This window comes from Modicisalibacter muralis (assembly GCF_900102945.1).
GTDB lineage: Bacteria > Pseudomonadota > Gammaproteobacteria > Pseudomonadales > Halomonadaceae > Modicisalibacter > Modicisalibacter muralis.
The window spans coordinates 594,620-615,422 of the sequence record NZ_FNGI01000001.1; the positions used below are offsets into that span (position 1 = coordinate 594,620).

At 63.1% G+C, this 20,803-nt stretch carries 15 protein-coding genes; 7 read left to right on the forward strand and 8 right to left on the reverse strand.

Annotation, left to right across the window (positions count from 1 at the left end; all coding sequences use genetic code 11):
• The first annotated feature begins 94 nt into the window (after positions 1–94).
• Complete coding sequence (locus tag BLR92_RS02830; protein WP_089725274.1) at positions 95–793, forward strand: RNA polymerase sigma factor FliA; 699 nt, start codon at positions 95–97, stop codon at positions 791–793.
• A 105-nt stretch (positions 794–898) separates the two neighbouring features.
• Here the strand turns inward: BLR92_RS02830 and BLR92_RS02835 are convergent, their stop codons facing one another.
• The 4 genes from BLR92_RS02835 to BLR92_RS02850 form a co-directional block, all read right to left on the reverse strand.
• Positions 899–2,233 (reverse strand): DEAD/DEAH box helicase, encoded by a 1,335-nt coding sequence (locus tag BLR92_RS02835; protein WP_089725276.1) that lies wholly within the window; start codon positions 2,231–2,233, stop codon positions 899–901.
• A 195-nt stretch (positions 2,234–2,428) separates the two neighbouring features.
• Positions 2,429–3,001 (reverse strand): PqiC family protein, encoded by a 573-nt coding sequence (locus BLR92_RS02840; protein ID WP_089725277.1) that lies wholly within the window; start codon positions 2,999–3,001, stop codon positions 2,429–2,431.
• Positions 3,002–3,060: 59 nt separating this feature from the next.
• Positions 3,061–4,713 (reverse strand): intermembrane transport protein PqiB, encoded by a 1,653-nt coding sequence (gene pqiB, locus BLR92_RS02845; RefSeq protein WP_089725279.1) that lies wholly within the window; start codon positions 4,711–4,713, stop codon positions 3,061–3,063.
• Positions 4,706–5,947, reverse strand: coding sequence for a paraquat-inducible protein A (locus BLR92_RS02850; protein WP_245704031.1), 1,242 nt, complete (start codon positions 5,945–5,947; stop codon positions 4,706–4,708). Before BLR92_RS02850 ends, pqiB begins: the two co-directional genes overlap by 8 nt.
• 339 nt (positions 5,948–6,286) lie before the next feature.
• On the opposite strand from BLR92_RS02850, the gene BLR92_RS02855 reads away from it, so the two are divergent.
• The 6 genes from BLR92_RS02855 to BLR92_RS02880 all read left to right on the forward strand — a co-directional run bounded on the left by BLR92_RS02855 (position 6,287) and on the right by BLR92_RS02880 (position 14,358).
• Positions 6,287–7,267: a calcium/sodium antiporter gene (locus tag BLR92_RS02855; RefSeq protein ID WP_089725281.1), complete on the forward strand. Its 981-nt coding sequence runs from the start codon at positions 6,287–6,289 to the stop codon at positions 7,265–7,267.
• A gap of 230 nt (positions 7,268–7,497) precedes the next feature.
• Positions 7,498–8,910, forward strand: a complete 1,413-nt coding sequence (locus BLR92_RS02860) for a cytochrome ubiquinol oxidase subunit I (protein ID WP_089725283.1) — start codon at positions 7,498–7,500, stop codon at positions 8,908–8,910.
• 3 nt (positions 8,911–8,913) lie between these two features.
• The gene (locus tag BLR92_RS02865; protein ID WP_089725285.1) at positions 8,914–9,915 is read left to right on the forward strand and encodes a cytochrome d ubiquinol oxidase subunit II; all 1,002 of its coding nucleotides are present in this window, start codon (positions 8,914–8,916) and stop codon (positions 9,913–9,915) included.
• 7 nt (positions 9,916–9,922) lie between these two features.
• Positions 9,923–11,602, forward strand: coding sequence for a thiol reductant ABC exporter subunit CydD (gene cydD, locus BLR92_RS02870; RefSeq protein ID WP_089725287.1), 1,680 nt, complete (start codon positions 9,923–9,925; stop codon positions 11,600–11,602).
• Positions 11,586–13,304: a thiol reductant ABC exporter subunit CydC gene (gene cydC / locus BLR92_RS02875; protein ID WP_089725289.1), complete on the forward strand. Its 1,719-nt coding sequence runs from the start codon at positions 11,586–11,588 to the stop codon at positions 13,302–13,304. The genes cydD and cydC overlap by 17 nt, the downstream gene beginning before the upstream one ends.
• A 61-nt stretch (positions 13,305–13,365) precedes the next feature.
• Entirely contained in the window at positions 13,366–14,358 is a 993-nt protein-coding gene (locus tag BLR92_RS02880; RefSeq protein WP_089725291.1) for an adenosine deaminase, read from the forward strand.
• A gap of 150 nt (positions 14,359–14,508) precedes the next feature.
• Here BLR92_RS02880 and guaD read toward each other — a convergent pair whose 3' ends face one another.
• From guaD to xdhA, 4 genes are read right to left on the reverse strand one after another with little or no spacing between them, the layout of a single operon-like run.
• A complete protein-coding gene (guaD, locus tag BLR92_RS02885; RefSeq protein WP_089725293.1) occupies positions 14,509–15,876 on the reverse strand; it encodes a guanine deaminase in 1,368 nt (455 codons plus the stop codon).
• On the reverse strand, positions 15,876–16,778 hold the full coding sequence (gene xdhC, locus BLR92_RS02890) for a xanthine dehydrogenase accessory protein XdhC (RefSeq protein ID WP_089725294.1): 903 nt from the start codon (positions 16,776–16,778) through the stop codon (positions 15,876–15,878). Before xdhC ends, guaD begins: the two co-directional genes overlap by 1 nt.
• On the reverse strand, positions 16,765–19,275 hold the full coding sequence (gene xdhB / locus BLR92_RS02895) for a xanthine dehydrogenase molybdopterin binding subunit (protein ID WP_089725296.1): 2,511 nt from the start codon (positions 19,273–19,275) through the stop codon (positions 16,765–16,767). Before xdhB ends, xdhC begins: the two co-directional genes overlap by 14 nt.
• Entirely contained in the window at positions 19,259–20,749 is a 1,491-nt protein-coding gene (gene xdhA, locus BLR92_RS02900; protein WP_089725299.1) for a xanthine dehydrogenase small subunit, read from the reverse strand. Before xdhA ends, xdhB begins: the two co-directional genes overlap by 17 nt.
• Positions 20,750–20,803 lie beyond the last annotated feature (54 nt).

Below are 20,803 nucleotides of genomic sequence, written 5' to 3' on the forward strand. Positions count from 1 at the left end.
TTAACGAGTGCGGCGACAGGGCGATAATGCCAATATCGACAGTGCTCCGGCCAAGAGCCGGACTGTCACTTTCCGATAGGTTCGAGGCGAGTGGATGTACACGGCACAGGGTAAGATCGATCAACAAGCATTACTCAACCAGTACCTGCCCGTGGTTCGTCGCCAGGCGTTGGCTCTGCAGGTCAGGCTTCCCGCCAGTGTCGATCTCGATGACCTGATTCAAGCCGGCATGGTGGGGCTGCTGGATGCACTGGGGCGCTATGACTCGACTCAGGGGGCGAGCTTCACGACTTATGCCAGTCAGCGCATTCGTGGCTCGATGATCGACGAACTGCGCAGCCGCGACTGGGCGCCGCGCAGTGTCAGGCGCAACGCTCGCGAGATCGAAGAAACCATACGTCGCCTCGATCAGCAGTTCGGGCGTCCCGCGGAGGAGCGCGAGGTAGCCAAGGCGCTGTCGCTGAGCCTGGAAGAATACCGCCAGCGCCTGGCCGACAGCAACGGCGGCAACCTGCTGGGGTATGAGGATATCGTCGCCGAGGGCAACGAACCCCATGCCAGCGCTGGTGCACCGCCTTCGCCCTTTGACGCCCTGGTCAGTGGCGACCAGCGTCAGCGATTGGTGGCGGCTATCGAGCAGTTGCCCGAACGCGAGAAACTGCTGCTGGGCCTTTATTATCAGGAAGAGCTCAACCTCAAGGAAATCGGCGCGGTGCTCGGTGTCAGCGAGTCGCGAGTCTGCCAGTTGCATAGTCAGGCGGTGGCGAGACTGCGCGCCAAACTGGTCGAGTAGTTTTCTGGCGCCAGCCGAGTTAAATCTCTGATCTCATAGCGAAGCAGCCCCGGGAGCGTTTCCCAGGGCTGCTTTCGTTGCTGCTCACGTTAATGCCGAGCGAACTCAGGCTTGACGACGTCGTGTGCGCCGCCGCCGCGCCGTGTCACCGCTCTCGTCACGTTTGGCAGCATTGCGCCCTGCGTTACCGCGCTCGCCGCCACTACGATTGGCCGATGGGGAACCGTTGCGTCGCGAAGGCGCGCCGTTGCCACCACGCCCGCCACCACCGCGCCGGCCATTCTCGATCGGTTCCGGCTTGGCGTTGGGGTCGGGCTCGAAACCCGGCTCGATGTGCTTGGGCAGGTCGCGCTTGATCAGCCTTTCGATGTTGCGCAGCAGGCCATGTTCATCGACGCAGACCAGCGAAACCGCTCGGCCTTCACTGCCGGCACGCCCGGTGCGGCCGATGCGGTGAACGTAATCCTCGGCCACGTTGGGCAACTCGAAATTGACGACATGCGGCAGTTCGCTGATATCGAGGCCGCGCGCGGCGATATCGGTGGCCACCAGCACTTGCAGGCTGCCGTCCTTGAAGGAGGAGAGCGCGCGGGTACGCGCCGATTGGCTCTTGTTGCCATGGATCGCCATGGCCGGAATGTCCTGTTTGCCGAGCTGCTCGGCGAGGCGATTGGCGCCATGCTTGGTACGCGTGAAAACCAGCACCTGATACCACTGGTGGCGTTGAATCAAATGCGCCAGTAACTCGCGCTTCTGCTCGCGATCGACGCGGTAAATGGCTTGATCGACGCTCTCGGCGGTGGTGTTGCGCCGGGCGACTTCGATCAGCGTGGGGTCGTCCAGTAGCTTGCCGGCCAGTTGCTGGATCTCGTCGGAGAAGGTCGCCGAGAACAGCAGGTTCTGGCGCTTGGCCGGCAGCAGGCGTAGCAGCTTCTTGATGTCGTGGATGAAGCCCATGTCGAGCATGCGATCGGCTTCATCGAGCACCAGCGTTTCGACTCGTGACAGATCGATGTGGCGCTGTTGATGCAAATCGAGCAGGCGCCCCGGCGTGGCGACGAGCACGTCGAGGCCCGGGCGGATGGCATCGATCTGCGGTTGGGCACCGACGCCACCGAAAATCACATGCGAGCGCAATTTAAGATAGCGCCCATAAGTGGCGACGCTTTCGCCGACCTGGGCCGCCAATTCTCGCGTCGGGGTGAGCACCAGGGCGCGAATGCGGCGGGCTTGCGGGCGTGGGCCATCGGCCAGGCGCTGCAACAGCGGCAGGGTGAAACCGGCGGTCTTGCCGGTGCCGGTCTGGGCGCTCGCCAATAGATCGCCGCCTTTGAGAACGGCGGGTATGGCCTTGAGCTGTATCGGTGTGGGAATGGTATAGCCTTGTTCTTCGACCGCGCGCAGTAGTTCGCCGCGCAAGCCAAGTTCGGAAAAGCTCATGCAAACTCCGGATGAAACGCATCCGCCAAGCGCCCATGATAGAAGGAGGCGCCGGTCCCGGGCCAATGCGTGGGGAAAATCGGGGTGACAGAGAGACCGCGACAGAGGGACGAAGGTGTCGCGCGACGCATCATGCCAGAAAGCATTGCGCGATGCACCTTTCGTCGTAGTTTTTGCCAATGAGTATCGGCAGTTTTACCGCAACGCCTCGATGCGCTCGGCCATGGCGTCGGCGACCTGGTCCCAGCTACGCCCCAATGCCCTGACCAGCGCGGGGTAGCCATCGCTTTCGAGCGCGACCGTGGCTTGAAACGGCTCGAAAGCGAGCAATTCGCCATCGACGCTGTGTAGTTGCCAGCGCCCGCCGGCGACGGCCATGCCGTCATAGCGACCCTGAAATTGATCGACCTCGACCCGCAGGCTGAGCGCATCGGCATTGCTGGCGGTGCCTAGCACACGGGTATCGGGAAGCCGATTGGTGAGGCGCTGGCGCAGCCCCCGGGTGAGCTGGCGTTCGAGATCCTCGGCCCACAGATGCGAATTGGCTTGATGCAACAGGATATCGCTGCGTTGTAGCACGATTCCTTCGCTATCCAGAAAGCTCGCCAGTTCCAGTGAATCCAGCACCAGCGTGTGGCTGGCCGCGACACTCTCTTCGGACACCGGCGGCGATGGCAGCGTATAGCGAAGGGTCGACGAGGGGCTGCCGGCACAGCCGGCCAGCCATAACAACAACAGCAACGGGAACAATAAGCGTGTCGGTCTCATTATTACCTCTCTGCGCTTCATTCCGTTCGACGATTTATTCAGCGATTCCTGAAAGCGCCTCATTGGCTAGGTGCCCTGGGCACGGGGTCGGGGTTATCGGGCTGATCGAAAATCAGCGCGTTGGGGTTCTCACGCAGCGTGCGAGCGACCGGCTGCAAGTCGCGCAGTAGCGCTTCCAGACTCTCCAGGGTGCCGGTCAACTCGTCATACGCTGACGAACCGGGCGACACGCCCTGCAATGTCTGTTGCAACTCGCGTAGCGAGGCGTTGATGTTGTCGGGTATTTGCTGGATGGACGGGTCCGAGAGCAGCGCATGCAGCGACTCGGCCGTGGCGCGAACCTCCTCGAGCGTGGCCTCGGAGGTGGCCAGGTTCCGGTCGAGCTTGTCGAAGATCGGTTCTATCTCCAGGCCGTTGAGTTTGTCGAGCAGGTTGGAGACCTTCTGCTCGATCTGCGCGAAGCCGGTCGATACGGTCGGGAACACGGGGCGGTTCTCGAAGGTTTCGGGTGTGTATTCCTCGACGTCGTCGCGGAAGTTCAGGTCGACGAACAGCGCGCCGGTCAGCAAATTGCCGGACTCGAGCGATGCGCGCAGGCCGTAATCGGTGAACATCTTCTTGAAGCGTTCGCGCCACTCGTTCAGATCGATGGGCTGGCCACCGTTGTTTACGTTACCCAAGCGCTGCGGTTCGATACGAATCAGCACGGGAATCGCGAATTGCTGGCGTGTATCGGGCTGTGGCGCGGTAAAGTGCCAGGGTACGCTGGCCACGGTACCGACGCGTACGCCGCGATACTCCACGGGGGCGCCGCTCGACAGCCCGCGCACGGTGTCGTCGATCAGCAGGACATACTCCAGGTAGCGATTGAACGTGCCTTGCAGGGCACTCTCGGCATCGGCATAGAGCGTGTAGGTTGTCTCGGGCTCGGCTGGCGCGCCCATCGGTATGTCTTCGGGGATGCCGAAGGTGACGCCACCGCCGAGCAGCGTCTCGATCGATTCGATGTTGACGTTGAAGCCCTGGGCGTCGAGGCTCAGGTTGATTCCCGAAGCCGTCCAGAAGCGGGTGTTCTCGGTAATCAGCACATCATAGGGTGCCTCGATGAATAGCCGGTGACGCATCTCGCGCTCCTTGGGGTCGAAAGTTGCATCTTCGACCCGCCCCACGGTAAACCCCTGGTAGGTGATGGGGTCGCCGACACGTAGCGAGTTGCCGATCTGGCTGACCAGATTGATGCGGATGCCTTCGGCGCCGGGCGGAGCCACCGGCGGATTCTCGAGCACCTGAAAATGGTATTGGGGTTCGTCGCTGCGGCCCGGTTGCAGCTGGATATAGGCACCCGACAGCACGGTGCCGAGACCGCTGATACCTTCGCGGCCGATGCGCGGCTTGACCACCCAGAAGTTGCTGCCCTCGTTGAGCATGCGCTCGGCGTCTTGGCTCATGCGCGCGGTAATGACGGTATGACTCAGGTCATCGGAGAGGCGTACGCTTTCCACGCGGCCGACTTCGACGTTGCGTGTCTTGATCAGCGTCTTGCCGGCCTCGATGCCCTCGGCGCTGGGCATTTCCAGGGTGATCAGCGGGCCGCGTTGGGCATAGTTGTCGTAAACCAGCCACAGGCCGATCACTATGGCCACTAGCGGTACGATCCAGACCGGGGAGAGGCGCGATTGCACGCGACGTTGGGCGCGATGCTCATCAGACATGATGGGCTTCCTTGACAGGCGAAGAAGGTTTCCACAACAAGCGGGGATCGAACGTGAACGCGGCGAGCATGGTCAGCACTACCACGCCTGCGAAGGGCAGCGCGGCGGGACCAGGACTGACCGACATCAGCGCGCCGGCACGAATCAACGCGGCCAGGATCGCCACCACGAAGATATCGACCATCGACCAGCGGCCGATGAATTCGGTCAGGTGATACAGGCGCGTGCGGATGGTGGAGTGATACCCGGCGCTGCGTTTGGCCGCGATGCATAGCCAACCGAGAGCGAGCAACTTGCCTACCGGAACCAGAATGCTGGCGATGAAAATCACCGTGGCCACAGGGTAGGAGCCGATCTGCCACAATTGCACGACGCCGCCGATGATGGTCGAGGGGGAGCTGTTGCCGAGTTTGGTGGTGATCATGATCGGGTAAAGGTTGGCCGGTAGATACAGCAAGGCGGCGGCGAACAAGAGCGCCCAGGTGCGCTGCAGACTATGTGGCAAGCGGTCGTGCAGGCGTTCACCGCAGCGTCGGCAGCGGGGCTTGCGGGTATCGAGGCGGTTGACCAATCCGCAGGTGGGACAACCGCTTAGCCCCTGTTCGGCGGCGGTGGTTCCGGTGTGGCTGTTCTCCGGCGCGAGCGGCTCACCGACCAGCGAGAACCACATCCAGTCGCTGTCGATGGTTTGCGTGGTTGCCAGCAGCAACACGGCGAAAGCACAGAACGACCAGAACGAGATACCGAGAGAGATTTCGGCCAGTCCGGCAATCTTGATCAGGCTGACCAGCGCGCCAATGATGAACACATCGGTCATCATCCACGGATGAAGATGGCTGAGTGAGCGCGCGATGTCGCGGCTGGCTGGCAATGGCGAGCCCCTTAGCAGGCCGATTTGCAGCCATATCACCCCGAGCAGGTAGAGCGCCGGCAGCACCATGATGGTCAAGGCCACGACGATCGCCACCGGCAACTGATCGAAGCGGATCAACCCGGTCGCGGTCTGGGCAAGCTCGATACGGTTTTCGATGCCGCTGTAGCCGAAGCCGACGAAGGGAAAACCTGCGGCGATCCCCAGCGCGACGAGTGCCGCCAAGGCCAACGCCAGGCTGCGCTGGGCCGGTTTGTAGTGACGTTGCGCCAGGGTATGGCCGCAACGCGGGCAATCGGCCTTGTGTCCCGCGCGTAGCGGCGGCAACGCCACCAGCCAGTCGCACTCATGGCAGGCACGCAATCGCCGCCGTGAGCGTGGAACATGCCCTTGATGAGCGGGCGGTGTGACATCGTCTTGTGCAGACGATAGCGTCGGCACTTGGCTATCGGTCACCCGGGTTTTCCTGTCATTTCGAAAACTGCCTTCAACAATTGGTTACCGGCCAGTGTAGCGCGATTGTCACGGGGATCGAACAGTGTTCCCTAAGGTCCGCCCCGAGCATGATAAAACATTCATCAGTGGATGTATTCGGCGCGCCGAACTTGGTAACTGGCCCGTCACTGGCGAGTCGGGCATCATGCTCGCCATCTCGCCGCCTATCGAAGACATTTCTTTCATCCGCATCAAGAGGAGTTTTGCGTGCTACTCGCTATTGCCGCCATCGTCGTGGGTTTGATCCTGCTGGTCTGGAGTGCCGATCGTTTCGTCGACGGGGCTGCCGCCACGGCGCAACACTTGGGCCTGCCATCACTGTTGATCGGCATGCTGGTCATTGGTTTCGGAACCTCGGCGCCAGAGTTGCTGGTCTCGGCACTGGCCTCCTGGCAGGGCAACCCCGGCTTGGCAGTCGGCAACGCCTATGGTTCGAACATCACCAACATCGGCATGATTCTCGGTGTCGTTGCTTTGCTGAGCCCGCTGGCGGTTCACTCTCAGGTCATCCGCCAGGAGTTGCCCCTGTTGGGCGCGGCGACGCTCATCTCAGCCTGGTTGCTGTTCGATGGCGAGATTTCGCGTCTCGATGCCGGACTATTGGTGCTGTTGCTGGCGATCACCATGGCCTTGAGTATTTGGCGCGCACGTAAGAGCAGCGGCGATGTGCTGGGTTTGGAAACCGAGGAGAGCATGGCCTCTCACCCCATGACCCTGAAAACGGCGTTGACTTGGACGTTGATTGGCTTGGCGGTACTGCTGGTCAGCTCACGCATGCTGGTCTGGGGGGCGGTGGATATCGCTCAGGCCTTCGGTGTCAGCGATCTGATCATCGGCCTGACCGTGGTCGCCATCGGCACCTCACTGCCCGAGTTGGCCTCGTCGATCAGTGCGGTACGCAAGAACGAGCATGACCTGGTACTGGGCAATATCGTCGGCTCCAACCTGTTCAATACGCTAGCGGTCGTCGGACTGGCCGGCCTGATTGGCCCCATTGATACGGGCAGCGAGGTGTTGACCCGCGACTGGCCGGTGATGGCCGCACTGACGCTGGCGGTGATGGTGTTCGGCATCGGCCTGCGCGGTCAGGGGCGCATCAACCGTCTCGAAGGCGGTGCGCTGCTGCTTGCCTATCTCGCCTACACCGGCTACCTGATTTATACCGTGATACAAACCAGCGGCGGCTAAGTCCGTCCGGCTCGCTCGTCCACTGCGGTAAGTGACCGGCGCTTGGTCAAGGCGCCGGCTGCGGCAACACGACACACGGCAAGCACGAGGACATTCTTCTGCTTGCGTGTCGAGATGCGTAGGATAGACATCGCCACCGCCGAAAGGTCGAGCGACGATGCCAGGGTGACTCAGGAAGCCCGCACCGACGGCGACCCTTGAGCTACCGTTGGACTTTCAAGGAGCCATTCATGGAGCTTGATCCGATACTCCTATCGCGAATTCAGTTCGCTTTCGTGGTGTCCTTCCATGCGATATTCCCGGTTTTCACCATCGGGCTGGCATCCTATCTCGCGCTGCTCTACGGATTGTTCGTCAAGACCAGCAACCCTGCCTGGGAGCGCCTCGCCGAATTCTGGACTCGGGTCTTCGCAGTGGTTTTCGGCATGGGGGTCGTGTCGGGCATCGTGATGTCGTTCCAGTTCGGCACCAACTGGAGCAATTTTTCCCAGGCGACCGCCAACTTCCTCGGACCGATGCTCAGTTACGAGGTGCTCACTGCCTTTTTCCTCGAGGCGGGCTTTCTCGGCGTGTTGCTATTCGGTCGCAACCGGGTTTCGCCGGGGGTGCACCTGTTCGCCGCCATCATGGTGGCGATCGGTACGTTCATCTCGGCGTTCTGGATTCTCGCCACCAACAGTTGGATGCATACGCCCGACGGCGTCGAACTGCGCAATGGCGTTTTCCATGTGACTTCGTGGCTGGAGGCGATCTTCAATCCGTCGTTCCCGTATCGCTTCACGCATATGGCGTTGGCTTCGTTTCTCACCGGTGGCTTCGTGGTGGCGGGCGTGAGCGCCTGGTATCTGTTGCGCGGTCACGATGTCGAGGCCAACAAGAAGGCGCTGTCGATGAGTCTGTGGTTGCTGCTGATTGCCACGCCGACCCAGGCGGTGGTGGGCGATTTCCATGGTCTCAATACGCTGGAGCATCAGCCGATCAAGATTGCCGCCATGGAGGCCAATTGGGAAACGCATGCCGGGGTGCCGCTGTTGCTGCTGGCGATTCCCGACAAGCAGACCCAGTCCAATCTCTTCGAGATCGGCATTCCCAATCTGGGCAGCCTGATCCTCACCCATGAATGGGATGGCGTGGTGCCGGGGCTCTCCGAAGTACCGGCCGACGAACAACCACCGGTATGGATCACCTTCTATGCCTTTCGTGTGATGGTGGCGCTCGGCGTACTGATGATCGCCTTCGCCGTGACCGGGCTGATATTGCGTCGTGGCGGGCGGATCTACACCAACCGCTTTTTTCTGCAGGGCTTGCGACTGATGAGCGTGGCGCCGTTCATCGCCGTGCTCGCTGGCTGGATCACCACCGAGACCGGTCGCGCGCCCTGGGTGGTCTACGGCATGATGACCCATGCCGAAGGCGTGACGCCATCGCTGAGCGGTGCCATGGCGCTGTTCACGCTGATCGGCTATGTCGCGGTCTATGCGGTGGTATTCTATTCCGGGGTTTACTATCTGACCCGGGTGGTTCGCAAAGGCATGCTGGACGATAGCGACGAGGCCCACGAGGTCGAGCGGCCTTCGCGGCCGATGTCCGCCGCTCATGTGTCTTTCGACGATGATGACGATAGTGCACCGGCAAGGAGTTGAATCATGGAAACCTTCGATTTGTCGGTGATCTGGGCGGTCATCATCGCGTTCAGCATCATCATGTACGTGCTGTTGGATGGTTTCGTACTGGGGTTGGGAATCCTGTATCCGCTGGCTCCCGATGAAGAGGCCCGTAACGTGATGATGAACACCGCCGCGCCGATCTGGGACGGCAACGAGACCTGGCTGGTGTTGGCCGGCACGGCGCTGCTGGGCGCCTTTCCGCTGGTCTATACCATCGTGCTGCCGGCGCTATACATCGGGGTGTTCCTGATGGTTGCCGGGCTGATTTTCCGTGGTGTGGCCTTCGAGTTTCGTTTCAAGGCGCGGCGTTCCCGCAAGTGGTGGAACCTGGCTTTCGCCGGCGGTTCGGCGGTGGCGACCTTCGCCCAAGGCGCCGTGGTCGGTGCCTATATTCAGGGCTTCGAAACCCAGGACAAGACGTTCGTCGGCGGCCCCTTCGACTGGCTGACGCCGTTTAGCGTCGCGACGGGCCTGGGCATGATGGCGGGCTTTGCGCTGCTGGGCATTACCTGGATCATCATGAAAACCGAAGGCCACGTGCAGGCCTGGGCGTTTGGCCTGGTGCCCCGTTTGCTCGCTGTGGTGCTGGCGGTGTTCGCCGTGGTCAGCCTGTGGACGCCGACTGTCGATCCCGGTGTCTGGGAGCGCTGGTTCAGTAACATTCAGGTGATCTGGGTGCTGCCGGCACTGGCGATGCTCAGCGCCGCGCTGCTGTTCTGGTCGGCCAGGGCGGGCCGCTCGAGATTGCCGTTCTTCGCCACCATGAGCATGTTCCTTTTCACTTACCTGGGCTTGCTGGTCAGCCGCTGGCCCTACGTCGTACCGCCGGACTACACCTTGTGGGAAGCGGCTTCCGCGCCGAGTTCACAACTCTTCCTGCTGATCGGCACGTTGTTCGTCATCCCGATCATCCTGGGCTATACCGGCTGGGCGTATTGGGTGTTCCGGGGCAAGGTGCGCCCCGGCGAAGGGTATCACTGAGCCGCCCATGGTCGAATCCGAACTGACGCCACGCGGGTGGCTACGCAAGCAAGCCGAGGGCGTTCGTGGCTGGCTGTTGATTGCGACACTGGCCGGCATCGTCGCCGGGTTGCTGACGCTTGCGCAAATGGGCCTGCTGGCCTGGACGATCAGTCGCTTGATCGAGGGGGTGGATAGCCCCGCTACGCTAGGCGGTGTCTTTCTCGGGCTGATCGGGGTGATTGTGCTGCGCTGCGTTGCCCAATGGGGGCAGGAAAGCGCGGCACTCGAGGCCAGCTTGCGGGTAAGGGCGCGCGTGCGTTCGGCGTTGCTCGATCATCTCGGCGCGTTGGGGCCGGTTCGCCTGGGCGATCGGCACAGCGCCGGACTGGCCGGGCAACTGGTCGATCAGGTCGAAGCGCTAGAGGGCCACTTCGCGCGTTTTCTCCCACAGTTACGCCTGACTCTGGTACTGCCGTTGATCATCCTGGCCGTGGTGGCCTGGCTCGATTGGCTGGCAGCGTTGTTCCTGCTGCTAGCGGCGCCGCTGATTCCGCTGTTCATGGCGCTGGTCGGCATGGGCGCGGAGCGCCTCAACCGCGAGCAATTCGTGGCGGTGACTCGGTTGGCGGGGCAGTTTCTCGATCGGGTGCGCGGCCTGACAACGCTGCAACTGTTCAACCGGGCCGAAAGCACTGTCGATGAGGTGTTCACCGCCGCCGACGATTATCGCGCACGCAGTATGCGTACGCTGCGTTTGGCGTTCCTGTCGTCGGCCGTGCTCGAGTTCTTTGCCTCGGTGGCGATTGCCGTGGTCGCCATCTACATCGGCTTCGGTTTGCTGGGTTATATCGCCTTCGGTCCCGCCGACGAACTGACGTTGTTCAGTGGCCTGTTCATCCTGCTGCTCGCCCCGGAATTCTTTCAGCCGCTGCGCACGCTGTCGCAGCATTATCACGATCGCGCCGCCGCTCTGGGTGCCGCCGATGGCCTGGTGACGCTGCTCAAGCTGCCGGCTCCGTCGGCACAGGCAGCGACTCGCCAGCGAATGAATAAAGCCGCCGTTCGCTTGAGTCGATTATGCGTCAGCCACCCAGGGCGTGGGCGCGTGCTGGGCCCGCTCGATCTGACGGTAACGGCGGGCGAGTGCATAGTACTGGTGGGGCCGTCCGGGGCCGGCAAGTCGACGCTGCTGCAAGTGTTGGCGGGGTTTGTCGAGATCGAATCCGGCGAGGCCGACGTGCCGTCGTCGGCGATCGCCTGGATGGATCAGCGCCCATGGCTGGTCCAGGGTAGCCTGGCCGATAATCTACGACTGGTGGCCCCCGATGCCGATCAGGCGCGATTGCTTGACGCCGCCGAGCGTGCCGGGCTCGGCGAGTTGTTGGCAAGCCTGCCCGATGGCTTGCAGACACCGCTCGGCGAACGTGGCATGGGACTATCCGGTGGCCAGGCCCAGCGACTGGCGCTGGCGAGGGTCTTTCTGTCACGCGCACGGCTGGTGCTGCTCGACGAACCTACCGCCAATCTCGATCGCGCCAGTGAGGCGCGAATCGTCGCTTCGTTGCAGGCGCTACAGGATGAAGGGCGCACGCTGATCGTGGCGACCCACCACCCGGCACTGATGGCGATGGCCGACCGGGTGCTGACGATCGACGCGGGTCTGGTAAGCGCTGACACCAGGGGGGCAAATGTCACGGCCCACTAAGACAACGCTCGCCAGTGAATTTCGCCCCTGGCTGAGGGTGCTGGATTGGCGTCGGCGGCGGTTGTGGAAGGGCGCGGGGTTGATGCTGCTGACCGTGATCGCGGCCATCGGCTTGCTGGCGCTATCGGGCTGGTTCATCACCGCGACGGCGATTGCCGGCGTCTTGGCGGCGGCGGGGGTGGCGATCAGTCTGGGTGTTTATATCCCCGGCGGCGGCATCCGTCTGTTCGCCGTATTGCGAACCGGGGCGCGTTATCTCGAGCGGATCTACAACCACGATACGGTGCTGCGTCTGCTGGCCGATCTGCGCGCCAACCTGTTCGCCGTGCTGATCCGTTTGGATGGGCGCGAGTTGGCCAGACTGCGCGCCGCCGAGTGGCTGAATCGTCTGACCGCGGATATCGATACCCTCGACGGCCTGTATCTGCGCTTGCTGGCGCCGCCGCTGGTGGCCCTGGTGGCGATCGTTGCGGTGAGCGCCTTGCTGGGATTTTTCGCACCCTGGGTGGGTGGCGCGGTATTGCTGGCGTTGCTTGCCTTGTGGACCTGGCTGGTGCTGGGACAATCCTGGTTGGGCATGGCGCCCAGTCAACGCCGGGTCGCGACACTCGATCGTCTGCGCATGCGCGCCATCGAGCAGCTTCAAGGCTTGGCCGAGCTACGTTGTTATCGGACCTTGACGGAACATCGCCACACCCTCGAGGCCGAGGAGGATGCGCTTTACGCCGACCAGCGACGCCTGGGACGCCGCCAGGCGCTGGGTAGTGCGCTGGTCAGCCTGGGTGTTGGGCTGAGTGCCGTATTGGCGTTATGGCTAGCGGCCGAAGCGCATATCGGCGAGCGCCTTTCCGGGCCGTTGACGGTGATGATGCCGCTGGCGGTGCTGGCGCTGAACGAGGCCCTGGCGTCGCTGCCGATGGCGTTTACCCAGCTTGGCGCCACGCGCGCGGCGGCGCGACGCTTGAATGAACTCGCCGCGCTGCGCGGTGCGATTGGCGAGTCGGAGAGTCCGGAGGAGATAGCGGAGTCGGGGGCGTTGTCAGCGAGCTTGGATGACGTTTCGCTGCACTATTTAAAAGGGCATGCCGACTCGCTGCCCCCGGCGCTGGATAACGTCTCGTTGACACTGGCTCCCGGCGAGCGACTGGCATTGGTCGGTGCCTCCGGCGCCGGTAAATCCAGTGTTGCGCAGTTGCTCGTGCGATTGATCGAGCCCACGACCGGCAAGGTATCGGTCGGTGGGCAGGATGTGAGGCAGCTATCGCCTGTCGCGCTGCGTGGTCGTATCGGTTATCTCACGCAACAGGTCGAGTTGTTTCATGACAGCCTGGCAACCAACCTGCGCCTGGCCAATCCCGAGGCCAGCGATGCAGAGCTCTGGAATGCTCTGGAACTGGTCGAACTGGAAGGCTGGGCGCAAGCGCTGCCGCAAGGGCTCGAGACCTGGGTCGGCGAATCCGGGCGTCAGCTCTCCGGGGGCCAGGCACGGCGTGTCGCCTTGGCCCGGGTGCTGCTGACCGATGCCGACCTGTTGATTCTCGATGAGCCCTTCGCCGGGTTGGACGAAGCGACGGCCACCAGTATCGCCGCGCGACTCGATGGTTGGTTTGGCGAGCGTAGCGTGCTTTATTTGGCCCACGATGACACTGGCCTGCCCGGGGTAAATAGAACGCTCAGGTTGCATGAGGGGCGGCTTGGCTAGGCTTTTCGTAAACGGTCAAGTCCGGGCAAGATAGGGCGAAGCTTCGATAAGGGGTTCCACCATGAAAGACTGGCTGAAGACGCTGCCCAAGGTCGAACTGCATTTACACATCGAGGGTTCGCTGGAGCCCGAATTGATGTTTGCCCTGGCCAAGCGCAATGACATCACACTGCCCTATGCCTCGGTAGAGGAAGTGCGCGAAGCCTACGACTTCGACGACCTACAATCCTTTCTCGACCTTTATTATCAAGGCATGGCGGTATTGCGTACGGCCGACGATTTCTTCGATCTGGCGATGGATTACTTTCGCCGTGCCCAGGCGGAGGGTGTCGTGCATGTCGAGCTCTCCTTCGATCCGCAAGCGCATCTGGCGCGTGGCATCGAAATGGACGTCCAGATCGAAGGTCTGACGCGGGCCATGCGCCAGGCCGAGCGTGAGTGGGGGCTTTCCACCGCGCTGATCATGAGCTTTCTGCGTGACCGACCCGCCGAAGAGGCCATGAGCGTACTTGAGCGTGCCGGCCCGTATCTGGAACTCCTCGATGCGGTAGGGCTCGACAGCGCCGAGCGCGACAACCCGCCCAGCAAGTTCGCCGAGGTATTCGCCCGCGCCAAGCTGCTGGGTTTGCCTCGCGTGGCGCATGCCGGCGAGGAAGGGCCGGCCGAGTATATTCGCCAGGCACTGGACGTGCTCGATGTCTGCCGCATCGACCATGGCGTGCGTTGCCTCGAAGACCCCGAGCTCGCCGCAAGGCTGCGCGACACACAGGTTCCCCTGACGGTATGCCCGCTATCCAACCTGCGCCTCAAGGTGGTCGACGACATGCGCGATCATCCGCTGCCAGGGCTGCTCGATGCCGGACTCAAGTTGACCATCAACTCGGACGACCCCGCCTATTTCGGCGGCGGCGTGCTGGATAACTATCTGGCCTGTCATCATGCCTTCGATTGGAATAAAGACACTTTTCGCGGGCTGGCGCGCAACGCCATCGAGGTGGCTTTCATGGATGAAGGGCGACGCAGAATGTTATTGGCTGATCTCGACGCTGCCTGAACGCGCGACACGGCGGCGGGCCGGTACGGGTCAGCCGAATAAAAAAGGGCGGCTCAGTCTTTCGACCGAGACCGCCCAACAGCGCGAGGCAAGAGAGAACTAGGAAGCAAGTTAAGACAAGCAGTGAAGAGTCGGTGCGCTCGACGCCTGCTAGGCGAGCGCGCTGATACCCTCCCGTAGCTTGGTCGTGTTGACAGTGTCGCGTTGGTGCACGCATTGGCCGTTGGCCCAGGTGGCGTACACGCTGCGGTCGTCGCCGAGAATCATCAGCGCGAACAGCAACTCGGCCAGGCTCTTGGTGCGTTCGGTGCGGCGAGCCATCAGCGACGTCGCCTTGGGGTCGAGCACCACGATGTCGGCTTCGGCGCCTTCGCGCAGGCTGCCGATATGCGCATCCAGATGCAGCGCCCGGGCATTGCCCAAGGTCAGGCGGTAGAAGCCCTGCCAAGCGGTCAGTGGCTGGTTGAGCAACTGACCGACCTGATAGGCGGCCTTGAGCGTGCTCAATCCTGAAAGGTCGGTGCCGCCGCCGACGTCGCTGGCCAGGGTCGTGTTGAGTCCGGCTTCGCGGCAGGCCAGGCGGTCGAACAGCCCGCTGCCCAGATATAGATTGGAGGTCGGGCAAAAGGCGATGTTGGCACCGGCCTGAGCCAGGCGGTTGCGCGCCTCCTGGGTCAGGTGGATACCATGGGCGAAGGTGCTGCGTGGCCCGACCAGGCCGTAACGTTCGTAGACATCCAGATAGTCGGCGGCCTCGGGGAACAGCTCGGCGACCCAATCGATCTCGCCGAGGTTCTCGGAGAGGTGTGTCTGCAGATGCAGGTCCGGGGCGTTGCGCAGAATGCCGCCGGTGGCATCGAGCTGGTCGCGGGTCGAGGTCGGCGCGAAGCGCGGGGTCAGGGTATAGCCCAGCCGGCCCTTGCCGTGCCAGTCGGCGATCAGCCGTTCGCTGTCCTTGATGCCGCCGGTGGCGGTATCGGTCAGCGCCTCGGGAGCGTTACGGTCCATCAGCACCTTGCCGGCGAGCATGCGCAGGCCACGCCGCTGGGCGGCGGTGAAGAAGGTATCCACCGATACCGGATGCGAGGTGCAAAACACCTGGGCGGTGGTGGTGCCCACCCGCAGGGTTTCATCGAGAAACGCTTCGGCGACGTTCTCGGCGTGGGCGCGCTCGGCGAAGCGGCACTCTTCGGGGAAGGTGTATTCGTTCAGCCAATCCAGCAACTGGCGGCCATAGGAAGCCATGATGTCGAGCTGCACGTAGTGCACGTGACTGTCGATGAAGCCCGGCATCATCAGCTTGTCGGAGTAGTCGACCACTTCGATGCCAGCGGGTAGCTGAGCCGCCAACTGGGTGTAATCCGCGACGGCCCGGATGCGGCCGTTTTCAAGCCACAGGGCGCCATCTTCGAGGTGCAGCAGGCTGCCATCTTCGGGAGTGTCGCCTTCGCCCGGATCGTTCAAGAAACTGATCAAGGGGCCGCGCAGAACATACATGGAGGCGCGAGAATCGGTCATCAATCTTCTCCAGCTCGTGAATCCGCGATGCGTTCAGCGTCGAACACATCGCGCAATGCATTAGGGTCAATTCCGCGCCGGTCGGGGCGCTCGGTTTCGGGCTTCAAGGTCAACAACTCGGCGCTGACCGCGAGCGCGATCTCGTAAGGGCGCTTGCCCTTGGCCTCGGCGATGCCGATGGGGCAGCGCACCTTGTCCAGTGCGCTCTGCTCATGCCCGGCGTCGCGCAGGCGGCGCTGGAAGCTGGCCCATTTGCTGTCCGATCCGATCAGGCCGATGGAGGCGCAATCGCTACGCTTGAGCAGGGCGTCGACCAACGCACGGTCCTCGCCGTGGTCATGGGTCATCACCAGCGCATGACAATCGGGCTGCAGCGCCGCGACGGCGGCTGCCGGGTCCGGGGCGTGGCGACACGTCAGGCGCGGGCTATCGGCCGCCCAGGCGGGAAAGCCATCGGCGCGGCTATCGTTCCAGAGCACTCGCCACGGTAGCGGGGCCATCAGGCCCACCAGCGCCTGCCCGACATGGCCGGCGCCGAACAGCGCAACGGTCATTTCCGCCCCGGCGAAGACTTCGATCAGCACGTGAACGTAGCCACCACAGCACTGACCGGAGCGCCCGCCCAGTGGGAAGGCCTCCAGGCGCGTGCCGCCTTGGTCGTTCAGCAGAGCCTCGCGTGCGGCGGCGATTACTTGATGCTCGAAGGTGCCACCGCCGAGGGTGTCGTAGACCGCATCAAGCGTGATCACCATCTTGGTGCCGGGTTCGCGCGGCGTGGAGCCTGCCGCCCCGACCACGCTGGCCAGGGCATGCGGCAGCGCGGCATCCTGCAATTGGTGCAGGATGTCGTGCCAGGCACTGGGCGATGCGCCCGGGCCCGGAGCCGTATCAAGCCGGGTCATCACTCGTCTCCGGCTGGGCAGCCTTCACCAACGTGGCGTTGCGTAGCGCTTCGGCGGCCATCAGCACGCGTTCCGGGGTGGCGGGAGTATCGAGGCGCGGGCAGTGGCGGTAATCGACCAGGCTGGCCAAGGCATCACGCAGCGCCGACCAGACCGATATGCCGAGCATGAAGGGTGGCTCGCCGACCGCCTTGGAGCGGTAGATGCTGGCCTGTGAGTTAGGATGACCCTGCAGCAGGTCGACGTTGAACACCGGCGGCAGGTCACCGAAGGCGGGGATCTTGTAGGTCGCCGGACCGTCGGAAATCAGCCGGCCCTGTTCGTTCCACTTGAGCTCTTCGCTGGTCAGCCAGCCCATGCCTTGAATGAAGGCCCCTTCGATCTGGCCGATATCGATCGCGGGATTCAGGGAATCGCCGACATCGTGGAGGATATCGGCCCGCGACAGGCGGTATTCGCCGGACAGGGTGTCGACTTCGACCTCGGCGACCGCGGCGCCATGCGCGTAGTAATAGAAAGGGCGGCCCTTGGCGGCATCGCGGTCGTAATGAATCAGGGGGGTTGCGTAGAACCCCTTCTCTGATAGAGAGACACGCGCCAGGTAGGCCTTCTGGATGAGTTCACCCCAGGGAATGCGCCGCTCGCTTTCACCGACGCCGGCGATTAGTTCGCCGCCCTCCAGGCGCATACCCTCGCGGTCGAGCCCACCGAGCTCCTGATCGAAGTGCTGCGCAGCAAAGTCGAACAATCGTTCGCGTAGCTTGGATGCCGCATCCCGCGCCGCCTGGCCGTTGAGGTCGGCGCCACTCGATGCCGCAGTGGGCGAGGTGTTGGGCACCTTGTCGGTACGCGTGGCGGTAATGCGTACCTGCTCCAGGTCCAGGCCCAGTTCGCGGGCAACCACTTGGCAGACCTTGGTGTGCAGGCCCTGACCCATCTCGGTGCCGCCATGGTTGATCGACACGCTGCCGTCGGTATAGACGAGCAGCAGGGCGCCTGCCTGGTTGAGATGCTGCACAGTGAAGGAAATACCGAATTTCACCGGTGTCAGCGCCAGTCCCTTCTTGATGATCGGGCTCTTGGCATTGAACTCGGCAATCGCCTTACGGCGTGACCAGTAGTCGCTGCTGGCCTCTAGCTGCTCGACGATGTCATGCAGCAATGTGATCTGCTCGACGCGCTGGCCGTAGTGGGTGACATCGCGTCCCAGGCGATAGAGGTTGCGCTTGCGCACCGTGAGCGGGTCTTCGCCCAGGTGCCGGGCGATGTCATCCATCGCCGCCTCGATGATCATCATGCCCTGCGGGCCACCGAAGCCACGAAAAGCGGTGTTTGACGCGGTATTCGTCTTGGCGCGGTGTCCGGTGACACGGGCTTGGCCCAACGAGTAGGCATTGTCGGCATGGAACATGGCGCGATCGACCACGGCATCGGACAGGTCCGGTGAATAGCCACAGTCGCCGATCACGGTGATGTCGCCGCCCGTCAGCACACCCTGGTCGTCGAAGCCGAGCCGGTAGCGGTTGTTGAAAGGGTGACGCTTGCCGGTCGCGCGCGTGTCCTCGGCACGTGGTAGCCGCAACTTGGCGGCACGGCCCGTGCGACGTGCGATGATGGCGGCGATACATGCCCAAGGCGAGGCCTGGGTCTCCTTGCCGCCGAAACCGCCGCCCATGCGGCGCATTTCCATGGTCACGGCATGGAAGGGGATGTCGAGTACCTCGGCGACCAGCTTCTGGGTTTCGCTGGGGTGCTGGTTCGAGGTGTAGACCATGACGCCTTCGTCCTCGGTAGGCAGCACCAGGCAGGCCTGGCCTTCGAGGTAGAAGTGCTCCTGGCCACCGACGAACTGCTCGCCCTCGAGTACGTGAGCCGAGCTTTCCAGCGCCTGTTGCCAGTCGCCACTCTGGTGCGTATGCGTCGGGCGCACGAATTCGCCGCGTTCGGTAGCGGTCACCGGGTCGAGACTGGCCGGTCGTTCGTCGATTTCGATCACGGCTTCCTTCACGGCCAAGCGCGCGGCCTTGTAGCTGGTCGCGGCGACCGCGAACAGGGTCTGGCCGACGTAGCTGATCTCGTCGTCGACGAAGATCGGGTCGCCGGGGAACACCGGGCCGATATCGGTATGCCCGGGCACATCGACGATGGTAATCACGTCGACCACGCCGGGAGCGCGCTTGACCTTTTCCAGGTCGAGGCGGGTCAACCTCCCGTGGGCCACGGGGGAAAGCCCTAGAGCGATGTGCAGTACATCGGAGGGTGCCGGAATGTCATCGATATAGGCGGCCCGCCCGGTGACATGCTTGATCGCGCTCTCATGGGCCCTGGCATGGGTGCTGGAGCCACCAGTAGCTGATTGGCGATGTACGGTCGTCGTATCGCGCGCCAGCGGCCCATCGCCTTTATTGCGGCCCGTCTGCTCTTTACGAGCCTCGCTGGATTCATGGCTGACAGATGGCGCGGCTTCAGGCGCCTTAATGTTAGTGAGCGTACGCATCGAGACACACCTCCGCGTCTTTTTTATCGGAATCCTTGCTGGTGCTCGCCAGCATCAAACGTAGGCGTTCGAGCAGGTTGGCGGCGGCGATCGAACGGTACTCCTTGGTGCCGCGCACGTCGGTCATCGGCTGGAATTCGCCACGCAGCGCTGCCTTGGCGGCCTCGAACACGGCTTGACTGGGCGCTTGCCCCTCGAGTGCCGCTTCGGCAGTCGGGGCGCGTTTGGGAATGCCGGCCATGCCGCCGAAGGCCAGGTGAACGTCACGCATCACGCCGTTATCCCAGCGCCAGGCGAAGGCGGCGAGCACTGCCGAGATGTCGTCTTCGCGGCGTTTGGAGAGCTTCCATACCTTGAGGTTGTGATCGGCGTTCGGGCGCGGCAGGAAGATGGCGCGGATGAATTCACCCTCTCTGAGCGCGGTCTTCTTGTAGTCGAGGAAGAACTCGGCGATGGGAATCTCGCGCGCCCCCTCGGGGCCATCCAGCGCCAGGCGGGCATCGAGCGCCAGCAGTACCGGCGGGGTGTCGCCGATCGGCGAGGCGTTGGCGACGTTGCCGCCCAGGGTGGCGCGGTTGCGCACCTGTGATGAAGCGAAGCGATGCATGAGATGCTCGAAGGCCGGGTAGTGCTCGGCGAACAGCGGTTCGAGACGGCTGTAGGTGACGGCGGCGCCGACCCACCAGCCTTCGGGTGTTTCTTCCAGCGTATTGAGCTCGGCGACCTGGCGGACGTTGATGATGTCATCGAGAATTTTGAGTTGCTGGGTGCTTTCCAGCCACAGGTCGGTGGCGCCGGCGACCAAGCGCGACTGCGGGCGTTCGCGGCGCAGTTCGCGCAGGGTGGCCAGGTCGCGCGGTGAATCGAAACGCCCCTGGCTGGTGGCGCCAGCGCTGGGCTTGGCCTTCGTCGCGTCGGTGTGGAGCGTCGCAACGTTGCCGGCCAGGTCCGGATCGTCGGCCCACAGTGGGTGCGTGTCCGGGTACTCGTTCATGCGTAGCGCGGCATCGCGGATGGGGCGATAGCCGGTGCAGCGGCACAGATTGCCGCCGAGTGCCGCTTCCATGCGCTGCTGGGTCAGCGGGGCCGGGCGGCGACGCTGCTGCTCGTGCAGGGTAAATAACGACATGATGATGCCCGGCGTGCAGAAGCCGCACTGGCTGCCATGACAGTCGACCATGGCGGCCTGGACCGGGTGCAGGGCATCGCCACGCGACAGGCCTTCGACGGTTACCAGGTGGCATCCGTTGAGCTGATGTGCCGGGGTGATGCAGGCATTGGCGCTGTGATAGCTGAGGCCGCCGCGGCCGTCGGGTTCGCCGATGGAAACGGTGCAGGCTCCGCAATCGCCGGAAGCGCAGCCTTCCTTGGTACCGGTTTGCCCGAGCCGGGTACGCAGCAGCTCCAGCACGCTGGTGTCGGGAGTCACGTCGGCATGTTGCTGGCGCTGCCCATTCAGGTAGAAGTCGATCATCACGGGTTCGCTCGTTGTTATCGCTGATGGTCCGTTGTGTTTCGTGTATTTGAC

Bases quoted from the DNA above. Each gene is read 5' to 3' on its own strand.
- BLR92_RS02830 (WP_089725274.1), top strand. From the start codon at position 95: ATGTACACGGCACAGGGTAAGATCGATCAACAAGCATTACTCAACCAG.
- BLR92_RS02835 (WP_089725276.1), bottom strand. From the start codon at position 2,233: ATGAGCTTTTCCGAACTTGGCTTGCGCGGCGAACTACTGCGCGCGGTC.
- BLR92_RS02840 (WP_089725277.1), bottom strand. From the start codon at position 3,001: ATGAGACCGACACGCTTATTGTTCCCGTTGCTGTTGTTGTTATGGCTG.
- pqiB (WP_089725279.1), bottom strand. From the start codon at position 4,713: ATGTCTGATGAGCATCGCGCCCAACGTCGCGTGCAATCGCGCCTCTCC.
- BLR92_RS02860 (WP_089725283.1), top strand. From the start codon at position 7,498: ATGGAGCTTGATCCGATACTCCTATCGCGAATTCAGTTCGCTTTCGTG.
- BLR92_RS02865 (WP_089725285.1), top strand. From the start codon at position 8,914: ATGGAAACCTTCGATTTGTCGGTGATCTGGGCGGTCATCATCGCGTTC.
- cydD (WP_089725287.1), top strand. From the start codon at position 9,923: ATGGTCGAATCCGAACTGACGCCACGCGGGTGGCTACGCAAGCAAGCC.
- cydC (WP_089725289.1), top strand. From the start codon at position 11,586: ATGTCACGGCCCACTAAGACAACGCTCGCCAGTGAATTTCGCCCCTGG.
- BLR92_RS02880 (WP_089725291.1), top strand. From the start codon at position 13,366: ATGAAAGACTGGCTGAAGACGCTGCCCAAGGTCGAACTGCATTTACAC.
- guaD (WP_089725293.1), bottom strand. From the start codon at position 15,876: ATGACCGATTCTCGCGCCTCCATGTATGTTCTGCGCGGCCCCTTGATC.
- xdhC (WP_089725294.1), bottom strand. From the start codon at position 16,778: ATGACCCGGCTTGATACGGCTCCGGGCCCGGGCGCATCGCCCAGTGCC.
- xdhB (WP_089725296.1), bottom strand. From the start codon at position 19,275: ATGCGTACGCTCACTAACATTAAGGCGCCTGAAGCCGCGCCATCTGTC.
- xdhA (WP_089725299.1), bottom strand. From the start codon at position 20,749: ATGATCGACTTCTACCTGAATGGGCAGCGCCAGCAACATGCCGACGTG.